Below are 12679 nucleotides of genomic sequence, written 5' to 3' on the forward strand. Positions count from 1 at the left end.
ACCTCGCAACGGGAAACGAGGCGGCCCGCGTCGCGTCACGTAACTCGTTCGAGGTGCTCCTCCTGGTTTGGGACACTGGGCCGGTGAGTACCGCACCCCCCACCCCACGGGTCATCGCCGTCGTCGGGCCTACCGCCGCAGGGAAGTCCGATCTCGGAGTCTTCCTCGCGCAGCGACTCGGCGGAGAAGTCGTCAACGCCGACTCCATGCAGCTCTACCGTGGGATGGATATCGGAACCGCGAAATTGACGCTCGCCGAGCGTGAGGGCGTCCCGCACCACCTCCTCGACATCTGGGACGTCACCCGCACCGCGAGCGTCGCCGAGTACCAGGCGCTCGCGCGCGCCGAGATCGACCGGCTGCTCGCCGCGGGGCGCGTCCCCGTGCTCGTGGGCGGTTCGGGGCTGTACGTGCGGGGCGTCGTCGACCGCATGGAGTTCCCCGGCACCGACCCGGCCGTGCGCGCGCGCCTGGAGGCCGAGTTGGAGGACGCGGGTCCCGCCGTGCTGCACGCGCGGCTCGCGCGCGCCGACCCCGAGGCCGCCGCGGCGATCCTCTCCAGCAACGGGCGGCGCATCGTGCGCGCCCTGGAGGTCATCGAGATCACCGGCAAGCCCTTCACCGCGAACCTGCCGGGCCGCGAGGCGTACTACGACACGCTCCAGATCGGGGTCGACGTCGCCCGTCCGGAACTCGACGAGCGCATTGCCCGCCGCGTCGACGTGATGTGGGAACGCGGCCTCGTCGCGGAGGTGCGCGCGCTGGAGGAAGCGGGACTGCGCGAGGGGCGCACGGCCTCGCGTGCGCTCGGTTACCAGCAGATCCTCGCCGTGCTCGCGGGGGAGTGCGGCGAGGAGGAGGCGCGCGCCGAGACCGTGCGCGCCACGAAGCGCTTCGCACGCCGTCAGGACACGTGGTTCCGGCGCGATCCCCGTATCCACTGGCTCGACGGGGGACTCTCCGGGCGAGCGGAACTTTCCGGACGGGCTCTGGCGTTGGTCGAACGGGCGGTTACAGCCTGATCACGTGATGGCATCGGGACGCTCCGGGCGTCATACGGGCCCCCGACGCCGTGCCATCATCAAGCTGCGATCGACCTGGCGGAGTCCGAGTGGGAGGGCACAGTGGCGATGGAGGCCGGCCCTCGTGACACCGGACGCGAAGAGCGGGAACAGCTCGTCCAGGACGGCCCCGCCGACGACCCTCCGACGGTCGCCGACCGGACGGTGGCAGACGGTGATGCCGTGGCCCTGGGCGCGCTCCCATCGGGACGCGAAGGGACGGCGACGGACGACGTGGCCGCCGAGGACGACGCCGTGGAGGTCGAGCTGAGGCCGCAGCGCAGACTGCGGCTCTGGCAGCTGGCGCCCATCGTCGTGCTCGCCGCGATCGGCTCGCTCATGTTCGCCTTCCCGCTCGCCTTCGAGGCCGGTGACGGCGGCGCCGTCGTCGCGATGCTCGGCCTCCTGCTCAGCTCCTCCGCGGCGGGCGGTGCCGTGATGGCGGCGCGCCGCGTCGGCTACGCCTGGCCGGGGCTCGGCCACGGGGGCGGCAAGCCGCAGTGGCGCGCGATCGGCATCTACACGCTCGTCGTCCTTGTCATCGCCGGACTCGCGGTCTGGCGCGTCGCACGACTGCGCTGAGCCGGTGGGCCCCACGGGGCTCGCGATTGCGCTGGGGCGTGGACCCCACGGGGGCGCCCCGGTCCATACACCCCGGTCCGTACACCCCCGCTTCATACACCTGGGGCCCCTACGTCCGCATGCCCCCCGGTCCTTGCGCCCGCGGCCCGTACAGCTGAGGGCCGCGGACCTGCGGACGGGGGACACCGTCCAGGCGCGCGGGCCTCACCCCAGGGGTCCTCGTGTGCCACGCGGACCCGTCCCCGCCGACCCCGTACGACCGCGCGGACCCCGGCCCCGGCCCCGTACGATCGAGGGATGAGCACCGCGATCGGCTTCCTCAAGGGCCACGGCACGCAGAACGATTTCGTGATCATTCCTGACCCCGAGAACACCCTCGATCTGGGTCCCGACGCGGTCGCCGCGCTCTGCGACCGGCGGGCCGGTATCGGTGGCGACGGACTGCTGCACGTCGTGCGCTCGGCCGCGCACCCGGAGGGCCGCGCGTACGCCGACGGGGCCGAGTGGTTCATGGACTACCGCAACGCGGACGGTTCCGTCGCCGAGATGTGCGGAAACGGCGTCCGCGTCTTCGCCCGCTACCTCCAGCGCGCCGGGCACGTCGACGCCGGGGAACTGGCGGTCGCCACGCGGGCCGGGATCAAGCGCGCCCACCTGGCCAAGGAGGAGGCGCCCGGGGTGCCCGGCGAGATCACCGTGGAGATGGGCGCCGCGCGGCTGCCCGAGGGCGGGGTCGAGGTGCGGGTCGGCTCCGGGCTGCGCCCCGCCACGCACGTCGACATGGGCAATCCCCACGCCGTCACCTTCGTCACCGACCTCGCCGACGCCGGGGAGCTGCGCACCGCCCCCGAGGTCGTGCCCGCGAGCGCCTACCCGCACGGTGTCAACGTCGAGTTCGTCGTGGAGCGGGCACCCGGCGCGCTCGCGATGCGCGTGCACGAGCGAGGCTCGGGCGAGACGCGCTCCTGCGGTACGGGCGCTTGCGCCGTCGCCGTGGCGGCCGCGCGCAGGGACGGCCTCGACCCCGCCCGTACGGGCCGCCCCGCCACGTACACCGTCGATCTGCCCGGCGGCCGGCTCACCATCACCGAACGCACCGACGGCGTCGTGGAGATGACCGGTCCCGCGGTCCTCGTCGCCGAAGGCGAGATCGACGGGGCCTGGCTGGCGGCGCTGACGGCCTGAGCGGTCGCCCGCCGCTCCGCCCGTCCGGGCTCGCGCGACCGGCCGGACGCCGGCCGGCCGACAGGACGGGCCGACCGGCGAAGAGGTTTGCCGCGCGGGCGCCGCACCCCCCGGCGCGCGCCCGACGCGTATCCAGGGCAACGCGCGAGCGCCGCAAAGGTCACTCCTCGCGCTCGTGTCGCCCATCGACTTCGCTCGAATGGGTGATCCCTTTCACGCTCGGCGAGAGGCGGTCGGCGGCGCGTGGTGGGCTCGATAGCATCAAGCACCGGCCCGGACGGGGACACCGCCCGCTGTCCCGGGGCCCCGTGCTCCGGGCACCCCGTCGACCGGTCGACGCAGCCGGAGGTGCCCATGAGTGCGGAGGCAATGAATCCAGTGACGCCCGGGGGGCCTCCCGAAGCCCTCCAGGCCGCCGGCGCGGCGCAGCCCCGCAAGCGTGCCCGGCACCGCATCGACCTGCGCCGTCTCGGCCGCGCCGCGCTCCTCGGCCACACCGGGCGCGACCGTGCCCCCGACGCGATCGCGCACGTCGTCGACGCGCACAGGGCACACCATCCCGAGGCCGATGTCGACACGCTCCGTCGCGCCTACGTACTCGCCGAGTCCTCGCACCGCGGCCAGATGCGCAAGAGCGGCGAGCCCTACATCACGCACCCCCTCGCGGTGACACTGATCCTCGCCGAACTCGGCGCCGAGACCACGACCCTGACGGCGGCGCTCCTGCACGACACGGTCGAGGACACCGACGTCACCCTCGGCCAGGTCCGCGAGGAGTTCGGCAGCGAGGTGGGCTATCTCGTCGACGGGGTCACCAAGCTGGAGAAGGTCGACTACGGCGCGGCCGCCGAGCCCGAGACCTTCCGCAAGATGCTCCTCGCGACCGGCAACGACGTGCGCGTGATGTCGATCAAGCTCGCCGACCGCCTCCACAACGTCCGCACCCTCGGCGTCATGCGGCGCGAGAAGCAGGTCCGGATCGCGAAGGTCACGCGCGACGTACTCATCCCGCTCGCCGAACGGCTCGGTGTGCAGACGCTCAAGACCGAGCTGGAGGACCGGGTCTTCGCCATCCTCCATCCCGAGGAGTACGAGGAGACGCGCCGCCTCATCGTCGACCACTTCGCCGCCCCCGACCCCCTCGCCGCCGTCGCCGCGCGTGTGCGCGAGGTGCTGCGTGAGGCGGACCTCACCGCTGACGTGCAGCTGCGTCCCCGCCACTTCTTCTCCGTGCACCGTGTCCACCGCAAACGCGGCCGTCTCGGCGACACCGACTTCGGGCGCCTGCTCGTCCTGGTCGGCGAGACCGCCGACTGCTACGCGGTGCTCGGCGAACTCCATACGTGCCTGACTCCGGTGGTCGCCGAGTTCAAGGACTTCATCGCGGTCCCCAAGTTCAACCTGTACCAGTCGCTGCACACCGCTGTCGCGACGCCGGAGGGCGGCATCGCCGAAGTCCTCATCCGCACGCACCAGATGCATCGCGTCGCCGAGGCCGGTGTCGTCGCCCTCGGCAATCCGTACGCGGCGGGTGGCGAACACGGGCACGCGGGAACGGGGCGAGGGGCCGCGAGCCGCGGGACCGGCGGACAGCGGCCGCTGGACGCGCCGGACCCGGCGCCTGCCGACGCGATCGCGGCAGCTCTCGACGCGGCGACCGCGGAAACGGCCGACGCCGCCGCTGACGCCGCAGAGGCCGAGCGGGCCGACCCGACCCGGCCCGGCTGGCTCTCCCGCCTCCTGCAATGGCAGAGCGCGGTGCCCGACTCGGAGCTGTTCTGGTCCGTGTTGCGCGAGGACCTGGCCCAGAACCGCGAGATCACGGTCTTCCGCCAGGGCGGTGGCGCGCTCGGGCTGCCCGCGGGCGCGAGCTGCGTCGACGCGGCCTACGCGCAGTACGGCGAGGACGCGCACGCGTGTATGGGGGCGGTCGTCAACGGCCGCCTCGCCCCGCTGAGCACCGTCCTGGAGGACGGCGACACGGTCCAGCTCCTCATGGGTCAGGACGCCGCGGGCGGCGGCCCCTCGCCCGACTGGCTCGACCACGTACGCACCCCTGCCGCCGGACTCGCCATCCGCCGCTGGCTCACCGCGCACCCCACACACACCCCGGCCGAGGACGTACGGCGCGAGGACCCCCTGCCCCGCCCCACTCTCCCCGCTCCCGCCGCGCGCCCGCTCGCCGCGAGCGTCACGGTCGACCAGCCCGGCGCCACGGTGCGTCTCGCGGGCTGCTGCACCCCGGTGCCCCCCGACGCGGTCACGGCCTTCGCGGTACGGGGCAACGCGGTCACCGTGCACCGCGCGGAGTGCCCGCGAGCGGTGCGCATGGCGGCGGCCGGGCGACGCACGGTCGGCGCGGACTGGGGCGACACCGGCGACTGCCGTGTCACCCTGCGGGCGGCGTCCTTCGGGCGGCCGCACCTGCTCGCCGACCTCACCGAAGCGATCGCGGGGGAGGGAGTCGCGGTCATCTCGGCCACGGTCGAACCACCGAGCGAGCACGGAGTACGGCACACGTACACGCTGCACCTGCCCGATGCCGCGCGCCTGCCGGGGCTCATGCGGGCCATGCGGGACGTGCCGGGGGTGTACGACGTGAGCAGGGCACGGAGTGCGGCGTCTGCTTCCGGGGTTTGAGGCAGGGGTCGAGGACTCGCAGTCAGCAGAGAGGTTTCTGCACGGGGCACGAGCGGGCGCCCGGCGGGGGCGGTGGCGGGGCGGTGGCAGGGGCAGTGGCCTGCCGCGGGCGGTGAGCCATGAGCCGCATGCCACGCACACGCACACGCACACGTGCCCGCGCCCGCGCCTCGCGCTTCGCGTCGAAGACCTCAGTACAGGAAGACGTCAGCACAGAGTCAACGAAACGTCAGCACAGCGTGAACGAACTGACTCCTTCGGGTTGTTCTGCCCGCCGAATGATTGCTGTGCGTATCCGCTGCGGTAACTCCGAGTCATGGACCTGGAGCGCATTCCTGCGAACACCCCGGCGAGGTCGGGGCCCGGCATCGGCGCGGAGCACCGCCGCCGAGCGGCCCCGCAGCGCCCGCGCCGCCGCGCCCTCCCCACGGTGCGCGTGCTCGTGCCGGTGCTCGCCGTCTGCCTCGCGCTCATCGCCGCCGCCTCGCCCGCTCCGGGGCCGCAGGGGATCGGCGACAGGCTCTTCCCGCACCTCGGCAACCCCGGCTACGACGTGCTCGCCTACGACCTCTCGCTGACGTACACGGGCGACAACCGGGCCCCCCTCGACGCCGTCACGCGGATCACCGCGAAGGCCGAGGCGCCTCTCGACCACCTCAACCTCGACTTCTCGCACGGCGAGGTCCGCTCCGTCACTGTCAACGGCCGCTCGGCCGGCCATACGACCGCGGGACAGGACCTCGTCGTCACCCCGAAGGCGCCCGTGCGGCCCGGCGAGTGGCTGCGCATCGTCGTTCGCCACACGAGCGACCCACGCCCACCTGCCGCCGGGCAGGGCGAGGGCGGCTGGGTCCTGACCAAGGACGGCCTCGCGATGGCCAACCAGGCCGATGCCGCCCACCGGGTCTTCCCCGCCAACGACCACCCCTCCGACAAGGCGGACTTCACCTTCCACGTCACCGCGCCGCGCGGCGTGACCGTCGTCGCCAACGGCTTCCTGACGGGCCGTGCCGACGCGGCGGACGGTGGCACGACCTGGACGTACCGCAGCCTGCATCCCCTGGCCACCGAGCTGGTCCAGATCTCCCTCGGCGACTCCGCCGTGCTGCGCAGGGCAGGGCCGCACGGCCTTCCGGTGCGTGACGTCGTCCCCGCGGGCGACCGTGCGCTCCTCGACCCGTGGCTGCGCAGGACTCCTGGCCAGCTGCGGTGGATGGAGGAGCGTGTCGGGGCCTTCCCCTTCGAGACCTACGGTGTGCTCGTCGCCGATACGAACACCGGCTTCGAGCTGGAGACCCAGACGCTCTCGCTCTTCGAACGGCGCCTGTTCGCCGACAGCCGCTACCCCGAGTGGTACGTGGGCTCCGTCCTCGTGCACGAGCTGGCTCACCAGTGGTTCGGCGACAGCGTGAGCCCGCGCACCTGGTCGGACCTGTGGCTCAACGAGGGCCACGCCACGTGGTACGAGGCCCTCTACGCCGAGGAGCAGGGCGGGCCGACCCTGGAGCGCCGGATGCGCGAGGCGTACCGCGCGAGCGATGGCTGGCGCGTTGCCGGGGGACCACCGGCTCGTCCCAAGGCTCCGGGCAACGGCAAGATCAGCATCTTCCGTCCCGTCGTGTACGACGGCAGCGCCCTCGTGCTCTACGCCCTGCGCGAGGAGATCGGGGCCGAGGCGTTCAGCCGCCTCGAACGCCGCTGGGTCGCCGAGCACCGCGACAGCACGGCGGACACCGCGGCCTTCGTCCGGCTCGCCTCCGACGTCGCGGGGCGTGATCTCGGCGCGTTCCTCCACCCGTGGCTGTACGGGGCGAAGACGCCGCCGATGCCCGGGCACCCCGAGTGGACCGGAGCCGCGCCGGGCGCCGAGCAGCCACGGAGCACGACCCCGCACCATCTGGCCGCGCCACCACGTAGCCGGTGACCAGGGACGTTTCGCGTCCTCGTCGGCGCCGTCCACGCGCCGGCCCGACGGCCCGCGCGCCTGGCGCCCCGATCCCGGAGGGCAGCCGGATACTCGCGTGACTCCACGAGGAGCGCCGTGGGACCATTTCCGGGCGAGCGGCGCCCGCCGGCCCGGGAATTCCCGGGGCTCCCCGGGCGTTGCTCACAGCAGCGGACCGGGTCCGCTCGTCGACCGCACTCGTCATTAAGGAACCAATGACCCACACCCCTCCCTTTTCCCAGGACACTTCCGGAGACCAGCACGCGCCCTTCGGCGCGGAGGACACCGTGAACGAGACGCACCCGCGGGGACAGCAGCCGTCCCACAGCCACGGCCTGCGGGCCGATGCCCTGATGGAAGAGGACGTCGCCTGGAGCCACGAGGTCGACGGCGCGCGGGACGGCGAGCAGTACGACCGCGAGGAGCGAGCGGCTCTGCGCAGGGTCGCCGGGCTCTCCACGGAGCTGGAGGACGTCACCGAGGTCGAGTACCGCCAGCTGCGTCTGGAGCGGGTCATCCTCGTGGGCGTCTGGACCTCGGGCACCGTCCACGACGCGGAGAACTCCCTCGCGGAGCTGGCCGCGCTCGCCGAGACCGCGGGGGCCCTCGTCCTCGACGGCGTCATCCAGCGCAGGGACAAGCCCGACCCCGCCACGTACATCGGCTCCGGCAAGGCCGTCGAGCTGCGTGACCTCGTCCTGGAGACCGGCGCCGACACCGTCGTCTGCGACGGTGAGCTGAGCCCTGGGCAGCTCATCCACCTCGAAGACGTCGTCAAGGTCAAGGTCGTGGACCGCACGGCGCTGATCCTCGACATCTTCGCCCAGCACGCCAAGTCCCGCGAGGGCAAGGCGCAGGTCTCGCTCGCGCAGATGCAGTACATGCTGCCGCGCCTGCGCGGTTGGGGTCAGTCGCTCTCCCGGCAGATGGGTGGCGGTGGCTCCGGCTCCTCGGGCGGCGGCATGGCGACCCGTGGTCCCGGTGAGACCAAGATCGAGACCGACCGTCGGCGCATTCGCGAGAAGATGGCGAAGATGCGCCGGGAGATCGCCGAGATGAAGACCGGTCGTGACCTCAAGCGCCAGGAACGTCGGCGCAACAAGGTCCCCTCGGTGGCCATCGCCGGCTACACCAACGCCGGGAAGTCCTCCCTGCTCAACCGCCTCACGGGCGCGGGAGTACTCGTCGAGAACGCCCTCTTCGCCACCCTCGACCCGACCGTGCGCCGGGCCGAGACGCCGAGCGGGCGGCTCTACACGCTCGCGGACACGGTGGGCTTCGTGCGGCACCTGCCGCATCACCTCGTGGAGGCCTTCCGCTCCACGATGGAGGAGGTCGGCGACTCCGACCTGATCCTCCACGTGGTCGACGGCTCGCACCCCGCGCCCGAGGAGCAGCTCGCCGCCGTGCGCGAGGTCGTCAGGGAAGTCGGTGCGACCGATGTACCCGAGATCGTCGTGATCAACAAGGCGGACGCGGCGGACCCGGTGGTCCTCCAGCGTCTCCTGCGCGTCGAGAAGCACTCGATCGCTGTTTCCGCCCGCAGTGGCCAGGGCATCGAGGAACTCCTCGCCCTCATCGACGAGGAACTGCCCCGCCCGGCCGTCGAGGTCGACGTGCTCGTCCCCTACACCGAGGGCAAGTACATCGCCAGGGCACACGTCGAGGGCGAGGTCCTCGCCGAGGAGCACACCCCCGAGGGCACCCGGCTCAAGGCCCTCGTGCACGAGGAACTGGCCGCGGAACTGCACCGGTTCAGCCCCGTCGGCGCGCACTGAGCCACGGGTGGCCTCCGCCCGTACCGGCGGAGACACGGCGGACGGCCGAAGGGCCCGTACCCCTGGGGTGCGGGCCCTTCGCGTCACGCGGAGCGGATCGCCCGTCGGCACGGTCGCGCCCGCCACTTCCACGACTGGTCGTGCCTGCCGCCTCGATGACCGGTCGCGCCCATCGGCCCGATGATCGATCACGTCGGCGGCCGCGTACGCGACCGGCCGTCTCTCGCGTACCGCGCCGGCCCCCTCTCGGGAGCCGGCCGTCGGCTCTCAGGAGAGGCTGTCGGCCTTGTCGCTCACCGCGCGGTAGATGTCCTCCGCCTCCTTGCCCAGGCGCGGGCCCGCGAGCCAGCCGCCCGTGACCGGGCCGATCGAGGTGTTCGAGACGAGCGCGGGCTTGCCGTCCGCGTTCTTGCCGACCCAGCCGCCTCCGGACGCGCCACCGGTCATGGTGCACCCGATGCGGTACATCGTCGGCTGGTCGGCGCCGAGCGAGAGCCGGCCGGGCTTGGCGGGGCACTGGTACAGGGCCTGACCGTCGAAGGGCGGCGCCGCCGGGTAGCCGGAGGCCGTCAGGGAGGGCGTCTTCGCCGCCGAAGGCGCGGCGAAGTCCACGGGCAGCGCGCCGCCCACGGTCTCCTCCAGCGACTTTCCGCCGCCGCTCTCCGGCGTCACGTGCAGGACGGCGAAGTCGTAGGGCGCCCCCGCGCCGCCCGTGGGACCGCCGTTCGCGATCCACTCCTTGGAGGTCTGCGCCCAGTCGCTCCACCACACCCCGTACGGAGCGATCTCCTCGCGCGTGGCCTTCTCCAACTCGGCGGTCGACTTGCCCGCATTGTTGTACGCGGGCACGAAGGCGATGTTGCGGTACCAGCCGCCCTTCTGCCCGGCGTGCACGCAGTGGCCCGCGGTCCACACGAGGTTGGACTTCCCCGGGTGGGCCGGGTCCTCGACGACCGTGGCCGAGCAGACCATCGAACCCTCGGGGGAATCGAAGAGGACCTTCCCCGCCTCCGGCAGCGCGTCGTGGTACGGCGGGGTCACCGCGGCGGCCTTCACCGGCGCGGGAGCCGGATCGGTCACGCCCTGATCGTCCGCGAGGTCGCCGTCGTCCACCTTCTTCTGCGGGTCCTCGGCCCGCCGCATCCGGTCGGGGTCCCACAGCCCGTCGATGATCGGGTTGATGTAGTCCTCCGCCTTGCGCAGCCAGGTGTCCTTGTCCCACTCGCGCCAGGCGCCGTTCTCCCACTTCCCGAGGTCGATACCGTGCTCCTTGAGCCGGTCCCGCACGTTGTCGGGGATACGGATCTTGTGATCGCCCGCCGAGGCCGAGGAGCCCGACGCGACGGGTTGCGCGCCGTCGTCGCCGTCGGCCGAGTCGTCGTCGGGGCCGCAGGCCGTCAGCGTGAGGGTCAGGGTCAGCGCGGCCCCGATCGCCACTGGCCAGGCGCCCCGGCGTGGCCCCCGCCCCGTCCGTGCCCGTGGTATGTGCATGCTCAATCCCCCTGGTAGTGCTGGACCTTGCCGACCCCACACACTATGACGGCGCCTCAACAGCCTTACCGCGCGGCTGCAACAGTTGGGTCACGGTGGAACCGCAGGCCTCCAACCCAGGCTCCCAACCCAGGTCCCCAACCCGCGTCCCCGCTCCAGGCCCTCACTCCAGGCCCAGGCCACCCGTCCAGCTCGCAGCGTCCCTTCCCCGGCCCGGCCTGGCCCCGAGTCCCCAGCCGCCACTCCCGCGGACGCCCCGCCCCTCGGTTCCCGGCCCGCCGCTCCCGCTCCCGCTCCCGCCCCGTCCCCGGCATCCGGCACCGGCCTCCCGCCGAACCCAGCTCCAAGCCCGTCAGCCCCCACGGCATCCGCCCCAACCCCCCTCCCCAGCCGTCGTGTTCCGGACGGATCGTCGGTTTCCGGCCGACTTCGCCGCACGGGCCAAGGATCTTCGGATGAGCCGTTATCCCGAGCGGTGTGCGTCGTTGGTACGTACGGGGGTCGTCGGCATGCCCGCCCTCGGCCCCGACACGCCCTTCGCACCGCGGGAGGACCTACCGCCTTGGCCGTGACCGAGTCCGTGCCCATCGCACCGACGACCACGCAGGAAGGGGTACTGCGCAGGCAGTCCCTGCGGGAGTCGGCCGCGAGGACCTATGCCCGCGCCCTGCCCATCGTCCCCGTCCGGGCCAGGGGCCTGACCATCGAGGGCGCGGACGGCCGCCGGTATCTGGACTGTCTCTCCGGGGCGGGCACCCTCGCCCTCGGTCACAACCACCCGGTCGTCCTCCAGGCGATCAGGGACGTCCTCGACTCCGAGGCCCCGCTGCACGTGCTGGATCTCGCGACCCCGGTCAAGGACGCCTTCGTCACCGAGCTCTTCCGCACGCTGCCCGGTGAGCTGGCGGCCCGCGGCCGCATCCAGTTCTGCGGGCCCGCGGGGACCGACGCCGTCGAGGCCGCGCTCAAGCTCGTACGGCGCGCCACCGGCCGGCAGCCCGTGCTCGGCTTCACCGGGGCGTACCACGGCATGACCGCAGGGGCGCTCGACGTGTCCTCTGCCGCCGCCTCGGTGAGGGACACACTGCGCCTCCCGTACCCGCAGGACTACCGCTGCCCCTTCGGTGTGGGCGGCGAGGAGGGCGCCGCGCTCGGTGCCCGGCTCACCGAGAGCTATCTCGACGACCCGAAGTCGGGTGTGCCCGCACCGGCCGGGATGATCGTCGAGCCGGTCCAGGGCGAGGGCGGGGTGCACCCGGCGCCGGACGCGTGGTTGCGCCGCATGCGCGCCCTCACCCGGGCGCACGGACTGCCCCTCATCGCCGACGAGGTACAGACCGGCGTGGGTCGCACAGGGGCCTTCTGGGCCGTCGACCACGCGGGCGTCGTCCCCGACGTGATGGTCCTCTCCAAGGCGATCGGCGGAAGTCTCCCGCTCGCCGTCGTCGTCTACCACGAGGACCTGGACGTCTGGGAGCCGGGCGCCCACGCCGGCACCTTCCGCGGCAACCAGCTCGCGATGGCCGCGGGCGCCGCGACTCTCGCCTACGTCCGCGAACACGGCCTCGCCGAACGGGCCAGGGTCCTGGGCGCCCGGATGCTCTCCGCCCTGCGCTCCCTCGCGACGCGCCACGCCTGGATCGGGGACGTGCGCGGGCGCGGGCTCATGCTCGGCGTCGAGCTGGTCGACCCGGAGGGCGCCAGGCCGGGAGCCGCGGGGCCACCACCCGCCGACGCCACGCGCGCCGTCGCCGTGCGCAGGGAGTGCCTGCGCCGCGGCCTCATCGTGGAGCTGGGCGGCCGTCACTCCGCCGTGGTGCGGCTGCTGCCCCCGCTCACCCTCACCGACGACCAGGCCACCGCCGTCCTGGACCGTTTCGCCGACGCCCTCGACGCCGTGGACCGCGATCCACGCGTACGGGCGCCGCGCACCCCGCCCGTCTGAGCCCGCTCCGCCGCGTGCCAGTCCCCCCACCGGCCCCGTCCCCTCAGCCGCG

8 protein-coding genes are annotated in these 12679 nt (G+C 73.2%); 7 read left to right on the forward strand and 1 reads right to left on the reverse strand.

What is annotated here, in order from left to right; translation table 11 throughout:
- Positions 1–83: 83 nt before the first annotated feature.
- The 6 genes from miaA to hflX all read left to right on the forward strand — a co-directional run bounded on the left by miaA (position 84) and on the right by hflX (position 9191).
- Complete coding sequence (gene miaA / locus ACQYWQ_RS23590) at positions 84–1022, forward strand: tRNA (adenosine(37)-N6)-dimethylallyltransferase MiaA (RefSeq protein ID WP_431037266.1); 939 nt, start codon at positions 84–86, stop codon at positions 1020–1022.
- Positions 1023–1124: 102 nt separating this feature from the next.
- A complete protein-coding gene (locus tag ACQYWQ_RS23595; RefSeq protein ID WP_431037267.1) occupies positions 1125–1643 on the forward strand; it encodes a hypothetical protein in 519 nt (172 codons plus the stop codon).
- A 297-nt stretch (positions 1644–1940) separates the two neighbouring features.
- Entirely contained in the window at positions 1941–2828 is an 888-nt protein-coding gene (gene dapF / locus ACQYWQ_RS23600) for a diaminopimelate epimerase (protein WP_431037268.1), read from the forward strand.
- Positions 2829–3182: 354 nt separating this feature from the next.
- Positions 3183–5468, forward strand: a complete 2286-nt coding sequence (locus tag ACQYWQ_RS23605; RefSeq protein ID WP_431037270.1) for a RelA/SpoT family protein — start codon at positions 3183–3185, stop codon at positions 5466–5468.
- 316 nt (positions 5469–5784) lie between these two features.
- The gene (locus tag ACQYWQ_RS23610) at positions 5785–7392 is read left to right on the forward strand and encodes a M1 family metallopeptidase (RefSeq protein ID WP_431037271.1); all 1608 of its coding nucleotides are present in this window, start codon (positions 5785–5787) and stop codon (positions 7390–7392) included.
- A gap of 374 nt (positions 7393–7766) precedes the next feature.
- Entirely contained in the window at positions 7767–9191 is a 1425-nt protein-coding gene (gene hflX / locus ACQYWQ_RS23615) for a GTPase HflX (protein ID WP_431039315.1), read from the forward strand.
- 267 nt (positions 9192–9458) lie between these two features.
- On the opposite strand, the gene ACQYWQ_RS23620 is transcribed toward hflX, so the two are convergent.
- Positions 9459–10628 (reverse strand): trypsin-like serine peptidase, encoded by a 1170-nt coding sequence (locus ACQYWQ_RS23620; RefSeq protein WP_431037272.1) that lies wholly within the window; start codon positions 10626–10628, stop codon positions 9459–9461.
- A gap of 616 nt (positions 10629–11244) precedes the next feature.
- Here ACQYWQ_RS23620 and ACQYWQ_RS23625 point away from each other — a divergent pair.
- Positions 11245–12627: a diaminobutyrate--2-oxoglutarate transaminase family protein gene (locus ACQYWQ_RS23625; RefSeq protein ID WP_431037274.1), complete on the forward strand. Its 1383-nt coding sequence runs from the start codon at positions 11245–11247 to the stop codon at positions 12625–12627.
- Positions 12628–12679: the final 52 nt, after the last annotated feature.

Origin of the sequence: Streptomyces sp. P6-2-1 (genome assembly GCF_050613165.1) — a bacterium.
GTDB lineage: Bacteria > Actinomycetota > Actinomycetes > Streptomycetales > Streptomycetaceae > Streptomyces.

Excerpts from the sequence above, each read along its gene's own strand:
- dapF (WP_431037268.1), top strand. The coding sequence starts at position 1,941 with ATGAGCACCGCGATCGGCTTCCTCAAGGGCCACGGCACGCAGAACGAT.
- ACQYWQ_RS23605 (WP_431037270.1), top strand. The coding sequence starts at position 3,183 with ATGAGTGCGGAGGCAATGAATCCAGTGACGCCCGGGGGGCCTCCCGAA.
- ACQYWQ_RS23610 (WP_431037271.1), top strand. The coding sequence starts at position 5,785 with ATGGACCTGGAGCGCATTCCTGCGAACACCCCGGCGAGGTCGGGGCCC.
- hflX (WP_431039315.1), top strand. The coding sequence starts at position 7,767 with ATGGAAGAGGACGTCGCCTGGAGCCACGAGGTCGACGGCGCGCGGGAC.